Source organism: Agromyces sp. Soil535 (assembly GCF_001428255.1).
Classification (GTDB): Bacteria; Actinomycetota; Actinomycetes; order Actinomycetales; family Microbacteriaceae; genus Agromyces.
Genome location: NZ_LMRW01000008.1, coordinates 1 through 21,195, shown reverse-complemented (window position 1 = coordinate 21,195; position 21,195 = coordinate 1). Strand labels below are relative to the sequence as shown.

At 70.9% G+C, this 21,195-nt stretch carries 20 protein-coding genes, 1 tRNA gene and 1 other RNA gene; 11 read left to right on the top strand and 11 right to left on the bottom strand.

What is annotated here, in order from left to right; genetic code table 11:
* The first annotated feature begins 3 nt into the window (after positions 1-3).
* From ASG80_RS07980 to ASG80_RS07960, 5 genes are all read left to right on the top strand, one after another.
* Positions 4-969 carry a type IV toxin-antitoxin system AbiEi family antitoxin domain-containing protein gene (locus ASG80_RS07980; protein ID WP_056729650.1) on the top strand — a complete coding sequence of 322 codons (966 nt, stop codon included), beginning with the start codon at positions 4-6 and terminating at the stop codon, positions 967-969.
* A 283-nt stretch (positions 970-1,252) separates the two neighbouring features.
* Positions 1,253-2,527, top strand: coding sequence for a saccharopine dehydrogenase family protein (locus ASG80_RS07975; protein WP_056729649.1), 1,275 nt, complete (start codon positions 1,253-1,255; stop codon positions 2,525-2,527).
* A complete protein-coding gene (locus ASG80_RS07970) occupies positions 2,524-3,339 on the top strand; it encodes a hypothetical protein (RefSeq protein WP_056729648.1) in 816 nt (271 codons plus the stop codon). Before ASG80_RS07975 ends, ASG80_RS07970 begins: the two co-directional genes overlap by 4 nt.
* Positions 3,339-4,559, top strand: a complete 1,221-nt coding sequence (menC, locus tag ASG80_RS07965; RefSeq protein ID WP_056729647.1) for an o-succinylbenzoate synthase — start codon at positions 3,339-3,341, stop codon at positions 4,557-4,559. Before ASG80_RS07970 ends, menC begins: the two co-directional genes overlap by 1 nt.
* Before the next feature lie 29 nt (positions 4,560-4,588).
* Positions 4,589-5,056 (top strand): nitroreductase/quinone reductase family protein, encoded by a 468-nt coding sequence (locus ASG80_RS07960; RefSeq protein ID WP_156401720.1) that lies wholly within the window; start codon positions 4,589-4,591, stop codon positions 5,054-5,056.
* A 10-nt stretch (positions 5,057-5,066) separates the two neighbouring features.
* On the opposite strand, the gene ASG80_RS07955 is transcribed toward ASG80_RS07960, so the two are convergent.
* Genes ASG80_RS07955 through ASG80_RS07945 form a run of 3 tightly spaced genes read right to left on the bottom strand, consistent with a single transcriptional unit; the run spans position 5,067 to position 8,142 of the window.
* Positions 5,067-5,921: an aminoglycoside phosphotransferase family protein gene (locus ASG80_RS07955; RefSeq protein ID WP_235508238.1), complete on the bottom strand. Its 855-nt coding sequence runs from the start codon at positions 5,919-5,921 to the stop codon at positions 5,067-5,069.
* Positions 5,918-7,153, bottom strand: coding sequence for a non-homologous end-joining DNA ligase (ligD, locus tag ASG80_RS07950; protein WP_056729646.1), 1,236 nt, complete (start codon positions 7,151-7,153; stop codon positions 5,918-5,920). Before ligD ends, ASG80_RS07955 begins: the two co-directional genes overlap by 4 nt.
* Positions 7,154-7,209: 56 nt before the next feature.
* Positions 7,210-8,142, bottom strand: a complete 933-nt coding sequence (locus ASG80_RS07945; RefSeq protein ID WP_082589935.1) for a helix-turn-helix domain-containing protein — start codon at positions 8,140-8,142, stop codon at positions 7,210-7,212.
* Positions 8,143-8,257: 115 nt separating this feature from the next.
* On the opposite strand from ASG80_RS07945, the gene ASG80_RS07940 reads away from it, so the two are divergent.
* Positions 8,258-8,713 (top strand): SRPBCC domain-containing protein, encoded by a 456-nt coding sequence (locus ASG80_RS07940; RefSeq protein ID WP_200952526.1) that lies wholly within the window; start codon positions 8,258-8,260, stop codon positions 8,711-8,713.
* 32 nt (positions 8,714-8,745) lie between these two features.
* Here ASG80_RS07940 and ASG80_RS07935 read toward each other — a convergent pair whose 3' ends face one another.
* Positions 8,746-9,435: a GntR family transcriptional regulator gene (locus tag ASG80_RS07935; RefSeq protein WP_235508237.1), complete on the bottom strand. Its 690-nt coding sequence runs from the start codon at positions 9,433-9,435 to the stop codon at positions 8,746-8,748.
* Positions 9,436-9,585: 150 nt separating this feature from the next.
* Positions 9,586-9,903 (bottom strand): hypothetical protein, encoded by a 318-nt coding sequence (locus tag ASG80_RS07930; RefSeq protein WP_056729644.1) that lies wholly within the window; start codon positions 9,901-9,903, stop codon positions 9,586-9,588.
* A gap of 169 nt (positions 9,904-10,072) precedes the next feature.
* Here ASG80_RS07930 and ASG80_RS07925 point away from each other — a divergent pair, with 169 nt between their 5' ends.
* The 3 genes from ASG80_RS07925 (at position 10,073) to ASG80_RS07915 (ending at position 13,244) form a co-directional block, all read left to right on the top strand.
* Complete coding sequence (locus tag ASG80_RS07925; protein ID WP_056729643.1) at positions 10,073-10,570, top strand: hypothetical protein; 498 nt, start codon at positions 10,073-10,075, stop codon at positions 10,568-10,570.
* Between the two features lie 68 nt (positions 10,571-10,638).
* Complete coding sequence (locus ASG80_RS07920) at positions 10,639-12,567, top strand: helicase HerA-like domain-containing protein (RefSeq protein ID WP_056729642.1); 1,929 nt, start codon at positions 10,639-10,641, stop codon at positions 12,565-12,567.
* Positions 12,564-13,244, top strand: coding sequence for an N-acetyltransferase (locus ASG80_RS07915; RefSeq protein ID WP_056729641.1), 681 nt, complete (start codon positions 12,564-12,566; stop codon positions 13,242-13,244). Before ASG80_RS07920 ends, ASG80_RS07915 begins: the two co-directional genes overlap by 4 nt.
* Before the next feature lie 58 nt (positions 13,245-13,302).
* Here ASG80_RS07915 and ASG80_RS07910 read toward each other — a convergent pair whose 3' ends face one another.
* The 4 genes from ASG80_RS07910 to ffs all read right to left on the bottom strand — a co-directional run bounded on the left by ASG80_RS07910 (position 13,303) and on the right by ffs (position 15,326).
* Positions 13,303-13,824, bottom strand: a complete 522-nt coding sequence (locus tag ASG80_RS07910) for a hypothetical protein (RefSeq protein ID WP_056729640.1) — start codon at positions 13,822-13,824, stop codon at positions 13,303-13,305.
* A gap of 369 nt (positions 13,825-14,193) precedes the next feature.
* Positions 14,194-15,042 (bottom strand): hypothetical protein, encoded by an 849-nt coding sequence (locus ASG80_RS23480; protein ID WP_156401719.1) that lies wholly within the window; start codon positions 15,040-15,042, stop codon positions 14,194-14,196.
* A 102-nt stretch (positions 15,043-15,144) separates the two neighbouring features.
* Positions 15,145-15,232 (bottom strand) — tRNA-Ser (locus ASG80_RS07905).
* Positions 15,230-15,326, bottom strand: an RNA gene (gene ffs, locus ASG80_RS22855) — signal recognition particle sRNA small type. Before ffs ends, ASG80_RS07905 begins: the two co-directional genes overlap by 3 nt.
* A 57-nt stretch (positions 15,327-15,383) precedes the next feature.
* Between ffs and pta the strand changes: the two genes are divergently transcribed.
* A complete protein-coding gene (pta, locus tag ASG80_RS07900; RefSeq protein WP_056729639.1) occupies positions 15,384-17,546 on the top strand; it encodes a phosphate acetyltransferase in 2,163 nt (720 codons plus the stop codon).
* Entirely contained in the window at positions 17,543-18,754 is a 1,212-nt protein-coding gene (locus ASG80_RS07895; RefSeq protein WP_056729638.1) for an acetate/propionate family kinase, read from the top strand. Before pta ends, ASG80_RS07895 begins: the two co-directional genes overlap by 4 nt.
* Before the next feature lie 12 nt (positions 18,755-18,766).
* Here ASG80_RS07895 and ASG80_RS07890 read toward each other — a convergent pair whose 3' ends face one another.
* Together ASG80_RS07890 and ASG80_RS07885 are read right to left on the bottom strand one after the other, a co-directional pair.
* Complete coding sequence (locus tag ASG80_RS07890; protein WP_056729637.1) at positions 18,767-20,005, bottom strand: NAD(P)-binding domain-containing protein; 1,239 nt, start codon at positions 20,003-20,005, stop codon at positions 18,767-18,769.
* A gap of 110 nt (positions 20,006-20,115) precedes the next feature.
* Complete coding sequence (locus ASG80_RS07885) at positions 20,116-20,694, bottom strand: OsmC family protein (protein WP_056729636.1); 579 nt, start codon at positions 20,692-20,694, stop codon at positions 20,116-20,118.
* Positions 20,695-21,195 lie beyond the last annotated feature (501 nt).

Sequence of the window (21,195 nt, the reverse complement as noted above, 5' to 3'; positions counted from 1 at the left end):
GCCATGCCCGATCTCCTTCGTGAACTCGCCCGGCTCGGGCACGTCGCACGCGTCGCGTCGCTGCGAGCGCGCGGCATCCCTGACGCCTCGCTGCACGCGGCGCTCGCCGCTGGGTTCGTGAGGCGCCCGCGGCGCGGCTGGATCGCGTCACCGCTCGCCGACCAGGACCAGCTGCGCGCGATCGCCACCGGCGCCCGCATCGGATGCTCGTCGGCACTCCGTCGCCTCGGCGTGTGGGCCGGCACCGACGACGCCCTCCACCTCCACGTCCCGCGCACCGCCGCTCGGCTCGGCCAGTCGCCACAGGTCCCCGGGGTTGCGAGCCCCGGCGTGTGGCATCCGTTGGTGCCGGATCGGAAGCGGCGGGCGCGAACGGTCCGTCTCGCATCGGATGCCCCGCCGCGCGTGCACTGGGCACGGGAGCTCGCGCCACGACGTGCGCTCGACTGGATCGTCTCACCACAGACGGCCCTCGCCGCGGCCGTGCGCTGCATGGACGCCGAGCACGCGAGCGCGGCGATCGACTCCGCACTCCATGAGCGGGTCCTCACGCGACGGGAGGTGGACACGGTGATGGCGTCGCTCCCGAATCGGTGCGCCGCCCTCAGGGACGACTTCACCGGCAAGCCCGAGTCGGGAGCGGAGAGCCTGTTCGTACGGCGGATGTCGGATGCCGGGTTCCTCGTCGAACCTCAGGTCGATCTCGCGGGATTCGGCAGGTATGACGGGGTCATCGACGGATGCGTCCTCTTCGAAGTCGACGGCCGCGAATTCCATTCGGGGTCCGACGCGTTCTTCGCCGACCGAGATCGCACGCTCGTCGGGCAGGTCTTCGGCATCCCGGTCGTCAGGCCGAGTGCGCGGCACGTGCTCGAGGACTGGCCGATGACGTTCGCCGCCGTGGCCCGCACCGTCGCGGATGCCAAGATCGTGTGGCGGCATCGCGGGCTGCCGCCCATCACGGGCTGACCCCTCGGCTGCCCGCTCCGTTTCAGGCCTGGCGCGGGTGCGAAGTGCAGGAAGAAACGCCGACCAGCGCCGCCACGGGCGCCGCGACACGCCGACGATCGGTCAGAAGTTCCTGCATCGGCCGCCAAGGCGGTGATGGGAGGGGCGAGCGGATGCCGCGCCGCCCGCGACGGGACGGTGAGCGGATGCCGCGCCGGCGCGGGCCGACATTCCGTTCGGTTTCCGCGCACGGCCGTACCGCCGCCCATCGACTCGTCACGTCCCGCCGCGATAGCGTCGAGGCATGCGGATCCTCCTCGTCGGCGCCGGAGGCGTCGGAGATGCCATTGCCAAGATCACGGCCCGCCGGGACTTCGCCGAACTGATCGTGGTGAGCGACTACGACGAGGGAAGGGCGCGGCGCACCGTCGACTGGATTCGCGCGAAGCACGGCGACGACGTCGCGGGCCGCTTCGCCACGGCGCAGGTCGACGCGTCCGATCCCGACGTCGTGGCATCCGTCGCCCGTGAGCACCGCGCCACGCACGTGATGAACGCGGTGGAGCCGAAGTTCGTGCCGTCGATCTTCGCGGGCGCACTCGCCGCGGGAGCGGACTACGTCGACATGGCGATGAGCCTGTCCGAGCCGCATCCGACGCACCCCTACGAACGCACCGGGATCAAGCTCGGCGACGACCAGTTCGCGCAGGCGTCGGACTGGCAGGCCGCCGGCAGGCTCGCGCTCGTGGGCATGGGCGTCGAGCCGGGTCTGTCCGACGTGTTCGCCAGGTACGCCGCCGACCACCTGTTCTCCGAGATCGACGAGCTCGGCGTACGCGACGGCGCGAACCTCGTCGTCACCGACGAGGACGGCAACGAGATCTTCGCGCCGAGCTTCTCGATCTGGACCACCATCGAGGAGTGCCTGAACCCGCCCGTCGTCTGGGAGGAGGATGCGGGCTGGTTCACCACTGCGCCGTTCAGCGAGCCCGAGGTGTTCGAGTTCCCCGAGGGAATCGGCCCGGTCGAGTGCGTCAACGTGGAGCACGAGGAAGTGCTCCTGATGCCGCGGTGGGTCGACGCGAAGCGGGTGACGTTCAAGTACGGCCTCGGCGAGGAGTTCATCAACGTGCTGCGGGTGCTGCACCTGCTCGGCCTGGACTCGACCACTCCGATCCGCGTGCGCTCCGCCAACGGGCCGGCCGAGGTCGCCCCCCGCGACGTGGTCGCCGCGGCCCTGCCCGACCCGGCCACCATCGGGCCGCGCATGACGGGCAAGACCTGCGCAGGCCTGTGGGTCACCGGCACCGGCACCGACGGGACGCCCCGCGAGGTGTACCTGTACCACGTGTCCGACAACGCCTGGACGATGGCCGAGTACGAGTCGCAGTGCGTGGTCTGGCAGACCGCACTCAACCCGGTCATCGCCCTGGAGCTCCTCGCGACGGGCGTGTGGTCCGGCAGCGGGGTGCTCGGGCCCGAGGCGTTCGATGCCGCGCCGTTCCTCGACCTGATGGCCCGGCCAGAGGCCGACGGCGGCTACGGCCAGCCGTGGGGCCTGGAGGATCGGCTCGCGTGACCGCCGCGTCGAACCTGGTGCCTGCGACGGTCGTGGCCGACGCCGAGACGACGGCGGATGCCGCCGACGCACGTGCCGGCATCCGTACCCGCCCGGCCCGACCGGATGAGCTCGACGGCGTGCTCGCCCGTTTCGAGACCACGTGGGGCGCGGGACGCGGGCCCGACCGTGCGACGCTGCAGGCGCTCGACCACGCGGGCAACACCCTGCTCGTCGCAGTGGACGATGTGCCGGATGCCGCGGAGCCGCCCCTCGGCGCGACTCTCGGCTTCCTCGGCTGGTCGGGCGGCATCCACCTGCACTCGCACATGAACGCCGTCGACCCGGCGACCCGGGGCCGCGGCGTCGGGGTCGCCCTGAAGCTCCGGCAGCGGGCGGTCTGCCTCGCGCACGGTGTCAACGAGATGCGCTGGACCTACGACCCGTTGATCCGCCGCAACGCGCGGCTCAACCTCGTTCGCCTCGGCGCCGAGGTCGTAGCCTTCCTGCCCGACTTCTACGGCGAGCTCCGCGACGCGATCAGCGGCACCGACCGCAGCGACCGCTTCGAGGTGCGCTGGCGGATGGACTCTCCACGCACGGCGCGGGCCCTCACCCGGGGCCCCTTGCCCGACTGGCGGGCCCAGGGCGGTCTCGCGCTCCTCGCCGACTACGAGCACGTTCGCGCCGAGGACCCCGACGTCGCCGTGCGCCTGCGCGAGGCCTCCCGCGAGGCGTTCGCGTCGCTCGAGGCCGATCCGAGCCTCCGCGTCGAGCTCGACGCGAACGGCGACTACGTGTTCACACGCGACGACCCCGACCGGGAGGCCTGATGAGCGACCCCACCCCCACCATCGAGCGCATCGAACTGCACCGCCTCGACGTGCCGCTCGTGCGGCCGTTCGAGACCTCCTTCGGGCGGGAGACGGTACGAGAGGTGCTCCTCGTGCACGTCGTCACCGACGCGGGCGACGGGTGGGGGGAGTGCGTCGCCGGCCGCGACCCGTTCTACTCGGGCGAGTACGTCGACGGTGCGGCATCCGTCATCGAGCGCTACCTCGGACCGGCGCTCCTCGGGAGGCACGGCCGTCACGCGGCGACCCACCACGGCGCACCGGATGCCGCGGGCACGACGGTGGCCGAGGGGCCCGGGTCACGGGGGGCATCCGTGCCGCTCGCGGCGTCCGTGGCTTCGACGCTCGCGTTCGTCGCCGGCCACCGCATGGCGAAGGGCGCGCTCGAGGCGGCCGTGCTCGACGCCGAGCTGCGAGCGCAGGGTCGCTCGATGGGCGAGCTGTTCGGCGCGGAGCGCGAGTGGGTGGACTGCGGCGTCTCGGTCGGCATCGCGCCGACGGTCGAGGAGCTCCTCGACGAGGTCGCGGGCTACATCGAGGAGGGCTACCGGCGCATCAAGCTGAAGATCAAGCCCGGCTGGGACCTCGTGCCGGTCGGGGCCGTGCGCGAGGAGATCGGACCGCGCGGGATGCTGCAGGTCGACGCGAACACGGCGTACACCGCCGAGGACATCCCGCTGCTCGCGCGCCTCGACGCGTTCGACCTCCTGCTCATCGAGCAGCCGTTCGCCGAGGAGGACATCGCCACGCACGTGCGCCTCGCCGAGGCGTGCGTGACACCGGTGTGCCTCGACGAGTCGATCCTCGACGTCACGACCGCGATCGACGCGATCGACCGCGGTGCGACGAGCGTCGTGAACATCAAGCCGGGCCGCATGGGCGGCTACCTCGAGGCGCTGCGCGTGCACGACGCCTGCCGTGAACGGGACGTGCCCGTGTGGTGCGGCGGCATGCTCGAGACCGGGGTCGGCCGCGCGGCGAACGTGGCGCTCGCCGCGTTGCCCGGGTTCACGTTGCCGGGCGACACGTCGGCGTCGGCGCGCTATTTCGCCGAGGACCTCACGGAGCCCTTCGTGCTCGGCGAGGGCGAGCACCGCGGGCAGCTGCGGGTGCCGGATGCCGCGGGCACGGGCGTCACCGTGCGCGATGATCTCCTGCGCGACTGGGCGAGCTCCGCGCGCGTCGTGATCTCGCGCTGACGCCTGTGCGGCGTGCCAGAATCGGCAACGTGGACTTCTCCGAGCGAGCCCGTTCGCGCTACCCCGGCGGGCGACCGACCGAGGAGGCGCTCGGCATCCAGCGCCGATTCATGCGTGTCATCGAGCGCGGGCTCGCGCCGTTCGCGATCGTGCTCGAGACGAGGGGGCGCACGAGCGGGGCGACGCGGCGCGTGCCGCTCGTGATGGTGCGGCGCCGCGGCATCCGGTACGTGGTGTCGATGCTCGGTCCCGACGTGGGCTGGGTGCGCAACGTCCACGCGGCCGACGGGCGTGCGGCGATCATCCGCCGCCGGCGTGAGGAGGTCGTGCTGTCGGAGGTCCCGGTCCCGGAGCGCCCGCCCATCCTGCGCCGCTACCTGCTCATCGCGCTCGGGGCGCGTCCGCACATGAAGGTGCACTGGAACTCGCCGCTGCGGGACTTCGAGCGGGTGGCGGGGGACTACCCGGTATTCCGGGTCGATCGCGCTACGCCATGACGCCCGGCCGTCAGGCCGGAAGCAGCTCCAGCGCGAGCTCGCCGATCGCCGCCGCGGAGTCCGCGAGCCGCGGATCGTCGTCCAGGGTGAACCACGTCGACGAGAGGGCGCACCACGCCAGGAGCCAGTGCGTGAGGCGGGTGGGCTCCACGCCGGTCGACGCCGCCACCACGCTGAGCTGCCGCTCGAGGCGGCCCGGCGCGAGCGCGCGGTCGTGCGAGGGGTTGCACAGCAGGTTGCAGTAGTCGAACGCGGCCTCGCCGATGAGCCCCTTGGGGTCGATCGCGAGCCAGCCGCGCTCGCCGAAGTCGAGCACGTTCCCGTGGTGGAGGTCGCCGTGCAGCACGACCGGGCTGCGCGCGTCGTCGAGGAGCGCGGCGGCCAGATCGGCGCCGCGACGGTGCAGCGGACCGAGCCGGTCGGCATGTTCGAACAGGTGCCGGAACCAGGTGGGCAGGTCGAGGAGCTCCGGCGGGTGATCGGCGCCGAGCACGTCGTCGGATGCCGCGTGGATGCGCACAGCGGTGTCGCAGATGATGCGAGTGGCCTCGCTGTCGCGGCCGTTCTCGACCAGGCGCACGAGGTCCCGCTGCCCGGTCGCCCGCTCGAGGAGCACCGCCTCGCCCCTCCGCTGGAGCACGCGTGCCGCGCCGTGCCCGGCGAGGGCGTCGAGGACGTGAGCGCCGCGGATCTCCTCCTCGGTGTGCGCGAGCTTCAGCATCGCCGGTTCGCCCTCGATCGTCCGCACGGGCATGAGCGTGCTCGACGCGGTCGTCATGACGTCGCCGTCGGGGTGCAGTCGCCACCGTCGCAACCAGGCGGCCTCCCCGGCGTGGCCGGGGTCCACGGGGCCGAGGTCGCTCACGGGCGATTCCACTCCTTGCCCGCCCACGGGTCGTAGTCGGCCTCGAGGGCCGCCTGCGCCGGGCGCTGGGCTTCGGGCACGTGCTGGAGGTTCACGCGGATCCGGTACCAGAGCGAGCTCGACCCGCGCATGCCGTCCACGAGCACGTCGGCGGGCTGCAGCAGCGGCACCACGTCGGGATGCTTCGCCTTCCACCGCTCGAGCGCCTCGAGGGCTTCGGGCTTCGTCTTCGTGCGTGCGACCTCGATGAGAGGCATCGTCGACTGCCGCCGCCCCGAGCCGTCGGACGACTTCGGCGGCTTCTCCGCGGGACCCAGCTCCTCGGCGAGCCGCAGCAGCCCGTCGAGGCCGCCGACCGTGTCGTCGATGCCCGCCGCCGGATCGCCGCGTTCCGCGAACCGCTGCAGCACCGTCGGCACGGTGAACCGTTCGGGGTGGCTGCCCCGCACCTCGTCCCAGTCCAGCGGGGTCGAGACCCGCGCATCGGGCAGCGGGCGGATCGAATACGCCGACGCGACCGTGCGATCCTTGGCGTTCTGGTTGAAGTCGACGAACACGCTCTCGCCGCGCTCCTCCTTCCACCACCGCGCCGTCGCGAGGCCGGGCGCGCGCAGCTCGACCTCCCGCGCGAGGGTCTCGGCGGCGAGTCGCACGTCGCGGAACGTCCAGCGCGGCGCGATGCGGGCGTAGATGTGCATGCCGCGCGATCCCGAGGTCTTGGGCCAGCCGACGAGCCCGTGGTCGGCGAGCACCTCGCGCACCACCATCGCCACGTCGACGATCTGGCCCCAGTCGACGCCCGGCATGGGGTCGAGGTCGACGCGGAGCTCATCGGGATGATCGAGGTCCTCCGCGCGCACCGGATGCGGGTTGAGGTCGATGCAGCCGAGGTTCACCACCCACGCGAGCGCCGCGGCATCCCGAACCACGACCTCTTCGGCCGAGTTGCCCGACGCATAGTGCAGCGTGGCCGTGTCGATCCACTCGGGTCGCTTCTCGGGCGCGCGCTTCTGGAAGAACGCCTCCTGCGAGATGCCCTTCACGAACCGCTTCAGCACCATCGGACGCCCCTCGACGCCACGAAGCGCCCCATCGGCGACGCTCAGGTAGTACCGCACGAGGTCGAGCTTGGTGAGGCCGGGCTCGGGGAACACGACCTTGTCGGGGTTGCTGACGCGCACCTCGCGACCGTCGATCTCGAGGAGTTCGGCGCTGTCCTTGGCGGGACTCACGCCTTCACCCTAGGTGCGAGCGCCGCGCGACCGGAACCCCCGGGCGGGCGTGGCGCTCATCGCCGGGTCGACGCACTCGATCCGTTGACGGATGCCGCGGCCGCCCCGGCCGCCAGCGCATAGCGCCGGGGCGTCTCGCCGATCACCGCCCGGAACTCGCGGGTCAGGTGCGCCTGGTCGGCGAATCCGAGCTCCGCGGCGAGGTCTGCCAGCGACGGAGAGGTCGGGCTCGCGAGGGCGGCGGCGGCCTCCTGCATGCGGTATCGGCGTATGAGCCACTTCGGGGTGAGTCCCAGCTGCTCGCGCACGAGCCGTTGCAGGGTGCGCAGGCCGAGGCCGCTCGCGCGGGCGAGATCCTCGGCGCGGAGGATGGAGCGGTCCTCCTCGGCGAGCTCGACCACGTGTCGCACGAGGCGGGCTTCGTCGTCGACCACGAGGCGCTGGGAAAGGAGCCACGACTCGAAGCGGTCGAGCCCCGCCGCGTCGTCGCCCGCCGCGACGGCCGTGCGCACGTCGCGCGCGAGGCCCGCGGCATCCGTGACCCGGAGCCGCCCGAGCGGCACCGACCCGCCGATGAGCGCCCGCATCGGCCCGTCGACGAGCAGGCGCGCGACGCCGGGTTGCAGGAGCGCGCCGAACGCCCAGCCCTCGCCCTCGAGGCGCTGGTGGCCGCGGCCGAGCTCTGGGCCGTACAGCGCCGCGGCATCCGCCTCGATCACGAGGTTCGCCGACGGGTACTCGAGCACGCCCTGCTCGACGACGAGGCCCGGCGGCAGGCGCCAGCGCGGCACCCACACGTGCCGCACGAGGTCGGCGACGTCGTCGCTCACTGCGTGACGCGCGAGCCGCACCGGGCTCTGGGCGTCGACCTGCGCGTCGGCATGCGACGGCAGCGGGGCGACGCCGGGCTCGCCGGGCGACGGGGCGAGCACGCCCTTCACCGCGGCGGCGCCCGCGCGGGAGCGCCAGTAGTCGTCACCGGCTCGCATGGCCCCAGTATTCCGGGCACCACCGATGTCGCGTTTCGACAAGATCGGCGGATGCCGCGTGCGTAGCGTCGGAGGCATCCGATGGAGGTCGGAGGTATCCAATGAAGGAGGAATCGTGCAGGACTTCGAGATGACCGTCTACATCGCGGCCGACCCGATGACGGTGTGGGACGCGATCACGGGCGACGAGGGGAACCGCGCCGTGATGTTCGGCTCGGTGCTGCGCGGCGACCTCGTGCCGGGCGGCCACTACGAGTACATCGGGCCGGGTGAGGCAGGCGACGAGACCGTGCACGTCTACGGCGACGTGCTGCAGGCCGAGCCGGGCGCCGTGCTCCAGCTCACCGAGCATCCCGGACCGGTCTATCGCGAGAACCACGCCGAGCTCATGAGCCGCATGACCTGGCGCCTCGAGCAGGCGGGCGCAGGGCTCACCAAGCTGACGTTCACGAACGACGGGTGGAGCGAGGGGCATCCGTCCCAGGCCGAGACGGCCGAGACCTGGCCGATGGTGCTGTCGAGCCTGAAGTCGTGGGTCGAGACAGGGGAGGCCATCCCGGTCAGTGCCTGAGCCGAGCGGATGCCGCGATCACGACCCGCGAGTCAGCGATCCCGAGCCGCGGTCGCGACCGGGACCGCAAGTTCGCGCAACATCGCGATCGCGGCGTGCGACGCCTCGGGGTCCCCGGCCTTCAACGCCTCGAGCAGGCCGGCCTGCACCCGGCCGAGCCCACCGACGTCCACCCAGTCGGGGAGCGAGAGGCTCCCGAGCCGAACGACGTGCTGCGCGGTCTCCAGTGCTCCGCGAAGCGCTGGGTTCGCACTCAGCCCGGCGAGGGACGTGAAGAAGTCGAAGGTCGCGGTGGCGATCTCACGCGACAACGCGATGCGCTCGGCGAGCCTCTCATCGCCCGAACCCATTCCCATGAGCTCGTCGAGGTCGCGAAGGAAACGCCGGTGCTGGGTCTCCATCTTGCGGAGCACGCTCTTCGGCACCGTCTCGGCGACCTCGTCGATCAGCGCGTGCATCAGGGCGACCCACACGATCAGGTGCTGGCGCACCTGCTCGGGCGACACGACGGCCACCCGCGTGAACCGGTTCGGCTCGGACTCCACCACCCCGATCGCGCGCAGCTTCTGGATCGCCTCGCGGACCGGGGTACGCGAGATGCCCAGATCCTCCGCCAGGGCGATGTCGTTGAGCCGTTGGCCAGGCTCGAGTCGGCCGTCGTAGATGGCGTTGAGCAGCTCCTGGTAGACGGAGTCGCCGACCGTGAGGCGTGACGCGCTCACGGACATCGTGCTGCCGAGCCCTGACCGCGATCCTGGTTCCATGAACTGTAATATACCGGAATCCAGGAAAGGTGGAAGGCCTCCGATCCGTGGTGTCGGGCACCACTTGATCCGGAGGCCTTCTCGACCGCGACGGCGGAGCTGCGTCGATCAGCAGGGGGCGAGTGGAGCCACATCGAGGACCGCACGCGACACCCAGCCCCCACCGTTCGCGTTCGCGATCCGGAGCCACACGTCGGAGCCACCGTCGTAGACGGCGTTGACGAAGCAGATGGCCTCGATCTGGTCGCCGGCCTCGAAGTCGTCGATGGCGGTCGACACAGCCGTGGGCGAGGTGTAGCTGGAGGCGTCCCTCGTGAAGGTCGCGATGGTGTTCGACGGGGCGGCGAGCGCGGGGCTCGCCACGACGAGTCCGGCGACCGCGCCCGCGAGCCCGCCGATGATCCAACGTCCGGTGCGGATGTTCATTGCAGTTCCTCTTCTCTCGGATGACCGACCTCTCGTCGATCGGTATTCTAATATATCAGAATATCTCTCAAGTTCAGAATGCAGGCATCCGGCGTGATCGGATCGATACCGGCCCGCAGCCGGGTCGCGGGATAGCGTGGTGCCACCGTGCACGAGCGAAAGGACAGGGATGCGTCGCATTCTCGACATCCGGATCGTCCGTTGGGAGCTGAAGCTCGCGTACGTCGTCGGCGCCTACCTGGTCGGGCTCGCCATCGCGACGATGCTGCGCGCGCTGGGGACAGCGGAGGCCACCATCGCACTTGTCTCGTTCTGCGTCGATCTGGTGGCGATCCTGCTCGGCGCACGCGTCTTCCGCGGCCGGGGCGAGCCGATCGAGCCGGCGCGGACGTGGTGGCGGATGACCGCGCGCCCGAAGCTGAGCTGGAGGCTCGGCATCCTCTTCCTGGTGCTCTCGGTCGGTTCGGCGACCAGGCTTGTCCTCCTCGCGATCGGTGCGTGGCCCGTGGGGCCGACGGGTGCGGACGGCGACATCCTCGGGATCGCCGTCCTCGTCGAGTACGGCTTGATCGCCTTCCTCTACCTGAACTCGGCCATTCGCCTGCGACGGCTCGGAGTGCCGCCACCCGAGCCGAAATTCCGGCCGACGGTCCGGATCAAGCCGTAGCCGATCGGCGTCCGCACGCCCCTCCGCGACACGCGAGGGGCGGCGGCCCCGTCGCTAGGATCGTGCTCATGGCCGACGACGCGGTGAAGCAAGCTCAGGAGGCCGCCGCCGCTGCGGCCGAGGCAGCAACGGCGCTGCAGGTGCAGGCGCAGGAGGCCATCCGCAAGGCAGAGGAGGCCGCGGCGCTCGCGCAGGCCGCCCTCGACGCGCAGCAGGCAGCGGATGCCTCGGCCGCCGCCTCGCGGGTCGAGGAGCGGCCGGCGCAGCCGGACGCGTCTCGAAGCCCGACCCTCGCGCACGCGGGTCTCGAGACGCCGCCTCCGGCGGCTCCTCGACCCGCGGAGGCACCCGCCGGCCCGCTCGACGTCGACCAGGTCGCCGCGATCCGCGACGGCTACGCGTTCGACGGCGCCGCCCTCGAGATGGGCGCGCTCGTGAACGGCGATCCGATGCCCGACGTGCCGGTGCGCATCCCGCTCGCGATGACGAACCGGCACGGGCTCGTCGCCGGTGCCACCGGGACCGGCAAGACGCGCACGCTCCAGGTGCTCGCCGAGCAGCTCGCGGCGAACGGCGTCGCAGTGTTCGCCGCCGATATCAAGGGCGACCTCTCGGGCATCGCGACGCCGGGCGAGGGCAACGAGAAGCTGCTGAAGCGCACCGACGGCATCGGGCAGGCGTGGAGCGCAGCATCCTTCCCGGTCGAGTTCTTCTCCCTCGGCGGCATCGGCAAGGGCGTGCCGATCAGGGCCACGGTCGCCGGGTTCGGTCCGCTGCTCCTCTCGAAGGTGCTGGGCCTCAACGACACGCAGGAGTCGAGCCTCGGACTCGTGTTCCACTTCGCGGAGAACGCCGGCATGGCACTCGTCGACCTCGCCGACCTGCGCGCCGTGCTGCAGTACCTCGTGAGCGACGACGGCAAGGCCGAGCTCGAGGGGCTCGGTGGCCTCTCGAAGGCGACCGTCGGCGTCATCCTGCGCGAGCTCGTCGCGTTCGCCGAGGCGGGCGCCGACGTGTTCTTCGGCGAGCCCGAAATCGACACCGCCGAGTTCCTGCGCGTGGCTTCCGACGGTCGTGGCATCGTGAGCCTGCTCGAGGTGCCGGGTGTCGCCGACCGGCCCGCGCTGTACTCGACGTTCCTCATGTGGCTGCTCGCCGACCTGTTCAACGACCTCCCCGAGGTGGGCGACGTCGACAAGCCCAAGCTGGTGTTCTTCTTCGACGAGGCGCACCTGCTCTTCAACGACGCGTCGAAGGACTTCCTGCAGCAGGTCGTGCAGACGGTGCGGCTCATCCGGTCGAAGGGCATCGGAATCTTCTTCGTCACGCAGACGCCGAAGGACGTGCCGGCCGACGTGCTCGCGCAGCTCGGTTCGCGCGTGCAGCACCAGCTGCGCGCGTTCACCCCCGACGACGCGAAGGCGCTTCGGGCGACGGTGTCGACCTACCCCACGTCGGGCTACGACCTCGAGGAGACGCTCACCATCCTCGGCACGGGCGAGGCGATCGTCACCGTCATGAACGAGAAGGGCGCACCCAGCCCCGTCGCCTGGACCCGGCTGCGTGCGCCGCAGGCGTCCATGTCGCCGAGCGCGGATGCCGCGATCGACGCCGCCGTGGCGGCATCGCCGCTGCAGGCGAAGTACGGAACGGCGATCGACCGCGAGTCGGCGCACGAACTCCTCACCGCGAAGATGAACGCCGCAGCGGCCTCCGCGATGGCCGCCGAGGACGCGGAGGCGAACGCCAGGGCCGACGCCGAGTTCGCCAAGCAGCAGGCGGCGATCGAGAAGCAGCGCGCGAAGGAGCAGAAGGCTGCGCAGGCCGAGTACGACCGGCTCATGAAGCGCACGTCGAGCACGTCGCGCTCGTCATCGTCGCGGTCGCGCTCGTCGAGCGGCGGGTCGGTGCTCGAGCAGGTGCTCGGCTCGAAGGCCACCCGCGACGTGCTGACGAGCGTCGTCGAGGGGATCTTCGGCACGCGGCGGCGCAGGTGAGCGCCGAGCACCCGGATGCCGCGGCGGCCGCGCCGACCGGCAACGCGGCGCCGGGGCATCCGTTCATCCGGCCGTATCGGCCGAGCGACCGCGACGACGTGTACGAGATCTGCCTGCGCACCGCCGCCGGCGGCGGCGATGCGACCGGCGTGTACTCCGACGATTCGCTCATGCCCGACGTGTTCGCGCTGCCGTACGTGGAGTACGCACCGGACCTCGCATTCGTCGTCGACGACGGCCGAGGCGCTCGAGCGCTCGGCTACGTGATCGGCGTGGCCGACACGCGTGCGTTCGTCGAGTGGTGGAAGCGCGAGTGGACCCCCGGCTTCCGCGAGCGGCATCCGGCCCCGGGCCCACCGACCGGACGGAATCCCGAGTACACCGAGGAGCAGTTGCTGGGCGCCGGTACCGACCCCGAACGGATGCTCATCGCCGAAGTCGACGCATATCCCGCCCACCTGCACATCGACCTGCTGCCGGACCTGCAGGGTCAGGGCTTCGGACGTCGCCTCATCGACACGTTGCGAGCCGCGCTCGCCGAGCGCGGGGTCGCCGCGGTGCACCTCGGCGTGGACGCGGCGAACACGGGGGCACGGGCCTTCTACGACCGGCTCGGCTTCCACGAGTTGCCGTCGAGCCGGCCGAATGCTCCACTGCTCGGCATCGCGACGAGCTGACCCGCGATCGCACCAGCCGGCGGCGCCGCAAGCGCGGTGGGTCCCGCGAGCGTCGCCCTCAGCGGCTGAGCGAGCGCCGTTCGAACCAGTAGAGGAGCTCGGGATCCGTCTGGCGCAGCTCCGCGAGCGTCACGGGCTCGGGCCGCACCGTCTCCTCGGCACGCAGTATGCCCGCCACCCGGTCCATCGTGGCCGTATTCCAGAATCGGCCGCGCATGCGGAACACGCCGCGTCCGGTGCGGCTCACGACGAAGAGCTCCTGCGTGGTGTCGAGGCTGTTCGCGCGATAGAGCTGTATGCGCAGCACGCCGGCGATGTCCCGTGCCGCGATCGTGTAGGTGCCGCCGAAGAATCCCCGCTCCACGATGCCGTACACGCTCAGCGACGCCTGCGTGCGCTGGTAGGCGACCCACGCCGCGACGATGAGCGCGGCCGTGATCGCGCCCGTCCATGCGACGACGGGCCACGCCCCGCCCGGGTCGAGCAGCCACAGCTCGGCCGCGAGCAGCGGCAGCACGAGCGCAAACGTCGGCAGTCCGATGCTCCGCGCGAGGGTGCGACGCGGCCTCAGGGTGAACACCCTGAGGCCGTCGCCCCTGATTGCCCTCGACCCGGTGGAGGAGCCCCCTGCGTCCCCACTCCTTGTTTCCACCGGTGCCGATGACATCTCTCACATCATGCGCGGACGCGCGCCTGCGCGCCATTCCTCATTAATGAGGACACGGGCGGATGCCGCGGCGTAGAGGTCGGGGGTGAGGTGCACCGAGGGGGTCGAAACGCGGCTCTACGACACCTTGATTGGCGGGCACATCCAAATCCGAGGAAGACACAACGTTGACAGCATGGCGGGGATTGCAGCCGCCTTCTAGTGACTGGCCGAGCAGGGGCTCCAGCCGAGTACGTCGGGCGCGGCGTGCATTCCGTCCGGCTGTGTGGATGTCACCCCTAGTCACAGCCCGCGCAATTCGCGCGCTGCCTTGACGGTGAGCACCAGTCCTCCCAGAGTCGTCGGGGATATCTGGGACAGCTGGATACGTAGCGACGTGTTGTCGGTCGACGGTAGCGCTCTGAATACGACAGGGGCGCACGAGCCGTACTCCGCGAGCGGTTCGGCGAATAGGCTTCCTAGTCGATCGACTGCCGCTTCAATTGCTGACTCGTGCTCGTGCACAACGTGAGCGAACGTCATTGTGCATGCGTGGAAGGCGCGCCGTGAAGTGTCCATCACGCCGGCGGACGGAAATCCATCCCATAGGTCCCTGCACGCCCGCCACGCGGGATCCCGCTCGTGTGCATCGAAGAGGCGATCGAGATCCCAGGTCCATTCCTGTGCGTCCCGTGAGACGGTGTACGTCAAATAGTGACTCGCGCCTCCTTGATGCTGATCAAGGTTTCGGAGTTCCCATGCGAGGCGGTAGTCGCGGTCTTCCCGATAGAGCGCGTCAAACCGCGCATATGTGCGGGAGCCCTGACCAGTGCGCTCGACGAGAGCTACCGCACTCTCGACCTTCGAACGCATGGCTCTGAATTCCGCGAGCCATGCAGTCACGGCTGAACCGACTCGCCCAACGGACACTTGCGAGCGTTGTTCGCGAAGCGCGTCGGAGAGGGCATTGAGCGACGTCGTGATACCCAGAGTGATGCGGCTGCCATCGAACGCTGCCGCGAGTGCGCCGGCATTGGCGAAGGCCTCATACTCCTCTGAGCTCAGAGAGCGCAGCGTCTCCAGCGACCATGATGCAACGGGATCTTCCTTCAGGTGAACCTGGGCGCCAAGTGACCAATCGGAGTCGATCATGACGTCGACCCTAACGATTGACCTGGGTGCTCGAAACGTTGCAGGGCAACGCTCATCCAGCAAATCCGAGGCTAGAAGTTGTGATCAGGGGAACAAACGTACTGGCGGAGGATGGGGGATTCGAACCCCCGAGGGCTTTCACCCAACACGCTTTCCAAGCGTGCGCCATAGGCCACTAGGCGAATCCTCCTGGGACCCCTCACGCACCCGCCAGAGCCCGGTTACCCTTGCTGCGTTTCCGCCCTGGGGGAGTTGGCCTGGATGGCGCCACGTGAGGAGCCTGAGACAGTCTACCCGAGCCGGACGGACGCGATGAACGGCGGCCCAATAGGCTGGAGCCCGTGGCGCACCGCATCTACATCTGCTCTGCCGAGGGGAACACGGGCAAGTCCACCGTCGCACTCGGCATGCTCGACACCCTGACCCGGCGCGCGACCCGCGTGGGGGTGTTCCGGCCGATCTCCCGCTCCACCGCGGAACGCGACTACGTGCTCGAGCTGCTGCTCGCCCACGAGGGCTCCGTGCCCCTCGAGTACGACGAGGCCATCGGCGTCTCGTACGACGAGGTGCACGCCGACCCCGACCAAGCGCTCGCGACGATCGTGCGCCGTTTCAAGGCGGTCGAGGATCGGTGCGACGCGATCGTCATCCTCGGCTCGGACTTCACGGATGTCGGCAGCCCCACCGAGCTCGCGTACAACGCACGCATCGCCGCGAACCTCGGCGCCGCAGTGCTGCTCGTGCTCGGCGGCCGGGTCGGTCTGGGCCGCGGACGCTCAGAGCGCCTCGGCCATGCGGACGCCCGCACGGCCGACGAGCTCGCCCAGCTCACCGAGCTCGCCATCGAGGAGCTCGCGCGCGAGCACGCGACCCTCCTCGGGATCGTCGTGAACCGCGCCGACCCCGGGCGGCTCGCCGAGATCGTGGAGCGGGTTGGCGCCGCCGCACGGTGGGAGGTCGACGCCGTCACGGGCGCTCAGACGCTCGCCGAGGCATCCGTCGTCGTGTGGGCCATTCCCGAGGACCCGTTCCTCGTGGCGCCGTCGATGCGCACGATCATGCACGCCGTCGACGGCGAGCTGTACGCGGGCGACCCCGACCTGCTGAACCGCGAGGCGCTCGGCGTCGTGGTCGCGGCGATGTCGATGGAGAACGTGCTCACCCGACTCATCGAGGGCTCGGTCGTCGTGGTGCCCGGCGATCGCAGCGAGGTGCTGCTCGGGGTGCTCACCGCGCACGCCTCCGCGACGTTCCCGTCGATCTCGGGCATCGTGCTGAACGGCGGCTTCCCGCTCTCGGAGCAGATCGAGCGGCTGATCGAGGGCATGGAGGCAGGGCTGCCGATCATCCGCACGGCGCTCGGCACCTACGACACCGCGCTCGCCATCACGCAGACCCGCGGCCGGCTCGCTGCCGAGTCGCAGCGCAAGCGCGACACCGCCCTCTCGCTGTTCGAGAAGCATGTCGACGGGCACGCGCTGCTCGACCTGCTCGACGTCGCCTCGCCCGAGGTCGTGACGCCGCTCATGTTCGAGTACGGGCTGCTCGAGCGCGCCCGCAGTGAGCGCAAGCACATCGTCCTGCCCGAGGGCTACGACGACCGCATCCTGCGTGCCGCCGCGACGCTGCTCGCGCGGGACGTCGCCGACCTCACGATCCTCGGCGAGGAGATCGAGATCCGTTCCCGCGCGATCGGGCTCGGGCTCGACATCTCGCGGGCCACCGTGCTCTCAAACCACGACCACGTGCTCGTGTACCGGTTCGCCGACGAGTACCAGCGCCGTCGCGCCCACAAGGGCATCACCCTCGAGCAGGCGCGCGACACGGTGCAGGACGTCTCGTACTTCGGCACCATGATGGTCGCGCTCGGCCTCGCCGACGGCATGGTCTCGGGGGCGGTGCACACGACCGCGCACACCATCCGGCCGGCGTTCGAGATCATCAAGACCAGGCCCGGCGTCGAGGTCGTCTCGAGCGTCTTCCTGATGGCCCTCGCCGACCGGGTGCTGGTCTACGGCGACTGCGCGATCGTGCCCGTGCCGACGGCCGAGCAGCTCGCCGACATCGCCATCTCGTCGGCCGCCACGGCCGCGCAGTTCGGCATCGAGCCACGCGTCGCGATGCTCTCGTACTCGACGGGCGAGTCGGGCTCGGGTGCCGACGTCGACAAGGTGCGGCGCGCCACCGAGCTCGTGCGCGAGCGGGCGCCCGAGCTGGCTGTCGAGGGGCCGATCCAGTATGACGCGGCCGCCGACGCGGCGGTCGCGCGCACGAAGCTGCCCGAGTCGGATGTCGCCGGCCGGGCCACGGTGTTCATCTTCCCCGACCTCAACACGGGCAACAACACGTACAAGGCGGTGCAACGCTCGTCTGGGGCCGTGGCGATCGGTCCAGTGCTGCAGGGCCTCAACAAGCCCATCAACGACCTCTCGCGGGGAGCGCTCGTGCAGGACATCGTGAACACCGTGGCCATCACGGCGATCCAGGCGGCGGATGCCTCGTGAGCGTCGTCCTCGTCGTCAACTCCGGTTCCTCATCCCTCAAGTACCAGCTCATCGACGTGGAGGCGGGCGAGGCGCTCGCGAGCGGGCTCATCGAGCGGATCGGGCAGGCCGAGGGGCGCGCGACGCACGCCGTGCGGCATCCGTCGTCCGACGCGCGCGAGGAGTCCTTCACCGTCGACGCGGCGATCCCCGACCACGACGCGGCGTTCGCGCGCATGCTGGCCGCGTTCGATGAGCACGGGCCGTCGCTCGAGGCGCATCCGCCGGTCGCCGTGGGCCACCGCGTGGTGCAGGGCGGCGCCCGGTTCTTCGAGCCGACCGTCGTCACCGATCGCGTGAAGCACGACATCGAGGAGCTCGAGGTGCTCGCGCCGCTGCACAACCCGGCGAACCTCGCGGGCATCGTCGCCGCCGAGCGCGCGTTCCCCGACGTGCCGCACGTCGCGGTGTTCGACACGGCGTTCCACCAGACGCTGGCGCCGGCCGCGTACACGTACGCGATCGACCGCGAGCTCGCCGCGAAGCACCGAGTGCGGCGCTACGGCTTCCACGGCACCTCGCACCGCTTCGTGTCGCGCGCGGCGGCCGAGTTCCTCGAGCGCCCCGTCGAGGACCTCCGCATGATCGTGCTGCACCTCGGCAACGGCGCCTCCGCGTGCGCCGTGTCGGGCGGGCGTTCGGTGGAGACGAGCATGGGCATGACGCCGCTCGAGGGGCTCGTGATGGGCACGCGCTCCGGCGACATCGATCCCGCGGTGCTGCTGCACCTGCAGCGCGTCGCCGGCCTCGACACGGATGCCACCGACAGGCTGCTCAACTCCCGGAGCGGCATCCTCGGGCTCGGCGGGCACACCGACATGCGCGACCTGGTCGCCGCGAGCGAGGCCGGCGACGAGGCGGCGACCCTTGCGCTCGAGGTCTACACGCATCGCATCCGCTCGTATGTCGGCGCCTACGCGGCCCAGCTCGGCCGGGTCGACGCGATCGTGTTCACTGCGGGCGTCGGCGAGAACGCGCCGATCGTGCGCGAGTGGTCGCTGGCGGGGCTCGAGGGCTTCGGCGTGGAGCTCGACCCGGCCCGCAACCGCGAGCGGGGGAGCAGTGCAAGGCGCATCTCGACGGATGCCTCTCGGGTCGTGGTGCTCGTCGTCCCCACGAACGAGGAGCTCGAGATCGCGCGGCAGACGCTCGCGGTCGTCGAGGGGTGACCAGCCCCGCGATCAAGCGGCGACGGGCGCGGAGACGTGCGCGTGCGCGCGATCGGCGACGATCGCGGCATCCGCCCCCACCCCGTCGATGAAGTTCGAGCGGCGGGTGCGCTGGAAGCGAAGCCCGAGCGCCGTGAGCCCCGGAATGTCGGTGACGCCGTGGTGGTGGCGCAATTCGCCGTGCGCGTCGAGCAGCCCCGCGGGCAGCCAGCTGTAGTCGCGGCGGTAGCCCGTCGCCCAGATGACGGTGCGGATGCCGCCGCCGATGAGATCGAGCGACGTGGGCGCGTCTGGCGGGGTGAACTCGACGGGGCGTCGCGTCGCGCCCGCCGGCATCCCGGAGCGCTCGATGAAGCCGTCGAGTCGATCGAGCACGCGGTGCATGACACGGTCGGCGAGCGACACCCGCGCGGCGAGCGCAGTGTCGAAGTGCGCGGTGCGTCCGTCGTTGCCGGTGAAGCGGCCGACGAGTTCCACGCCGCGGCTCGCGAGCGAGGGAAGGTCGATCGTGCGTGGCTCGCCGCGGCTCCCGACGAGCTGGGCTGCCGGCTCTCGCACGGCCGCGGCCGGGTCGGGCATGTCGTCGATGCGCCGGTCGAGCGAGCCCGTGCGGTCGAGCCACTCCATGATGTCCGCGCCCCGGTAGCGCCGTGGCAGGCGCACGTGGCTGCCGACGGCGAGGACGACGCGGCGGCCGTCGCGGCGGAGTTCATCGGCGAGCTGGGCGCCGGTCGCCGACGCGCCCACCACGAGCACGCCGCCCTCCGGAAGCGAGTCCGGGTTGCGGTACTCGTCGGAGACGAGGGAGTGGATCGACGGATGCAGTCCGGCTGCCGCGCCCGGAACGCCGGGAATGTCGCACCAGCCGGTGGCGACGATGACGTTCCTCGCGCTCCAGGCGCCCGAAGGCGTGTAGACGATGAGTCGGCCTCCACGCGGCTGCACCCGGTCGACGCCCACCCCGCCCTCGACGGGCGCGGAGAAGCCCCGGGCGTACGCCCGCAGCAGCGCGGCGAAGTCGGCGGTGGACATGAACCGGTCGGGATCCTGGCCATCGTATGCATGGCCGGGCAACCGCGTCATCCAGTTCGGAGTGAGCAGGGTTTGGCTGTCCCAGCGGCGGCCCATCCAGCGGTCGCCGACTGCATGGCGGTCGAGCACGACGTGCTCGTGGCCGAGGCGCGTGAGCTCGTGACTGGCAGCGAGGCCGGCCTGGCCCGCGCCGACGACGACGGTGTCGATGTTACTCATGGCGATGCTCCTCGAGGGGTGCCGGCGATCGGAGCCGGCACCCCTGCGTGGTGGGTGAGTGGGGAGTGGATGGSGCGGGCCCTCGTGGGGCCGCGCGCCGGGATCGCGGCTCAGCCGGTGACGACGTCGATGCTGATCGGCACGCCGTTGGTGAGCACGTCGTAGACGGCCGAGCGGCGCACGGACTGCTCGAGCACCGCGCGCAGCTTCTCGGGCTCGTCGCCCTTCAGGGTGAAGCTCAGGCGGATGGCCGTGTAGCCGTTGCGCACCTCGGGGTCGAGCCCGAGGATGCCGAGCACGTTGATGTCGCCCTCGACCGTCGACGAGACCTCGGTGAGGTTCACGCCGCGGGCGGCCGCGATGTTGGCGAGGCCCGAGGTGATGCAGGCCGAGATGGCGTGCAGCAGGTACTCCACGGGCGTCGGCGCATGGTCGGCTCCCACGAGCACGGTCGGGTGGTCCGCCTCGATCACCGTCGGCTGGCGGTGCTCGAGCTCCTGCTTCGCGCCGAAGAAGCGGTGGATGACGGTGCGGTTGTGCGTCCCGTTGATCCACGTGTTCTCAGCGCGGAACTGGAACTCGGCGATCTCGGGGTCGGACTTCACGACGTCGAGCGTCGCGAAGAGCGTCTTGGTGTCGACGCCGTTGCGCAGTTCGGGCTGCTCGGTGAGGGTGGTGCTGGGGTTCATGGTGTTGCTCCTTGCGTGTGGTGTTTCGTGGGTGGTGCTTGGTGTGAGGTGGTGCGGTCGGCCGCCGGGAGACGGATGACGCGTGACGACGTTCGTCACGGCATCTGCAGGTGGTCCGTGGGAACCCGACGGTGTCCGTCGGTGACGAGCGCTCGCACGGTGGCGGCGATCGCGGCGAGGGCCAGAAGCCCCAAGGTGATCTCTGCGATGAACATGTGGATGACCGTACGAGCGGCCCATTCCCGCGCCCTTCCCCGTGCGGGGAAGGATTCGGGAATGATGCACGGCGCAGCGGATGACGGGCGCGCTCTATCGGTGATGGGCCGGTCGGACGATAATTCCCTCAGCGGCGGGTAGCCCGCCGGGGAGGTCGATGCCTCGTGCCCGACGTCAGGATCGAGCTGCTGGGACGTTTCGACGTGTACGTCGACGGATCTCTCACGGGTGCGGGCACGCTGGGCCGCCGTCAGGCCTCTGCTGGGCCGCCGTCAGGCCTCTGCT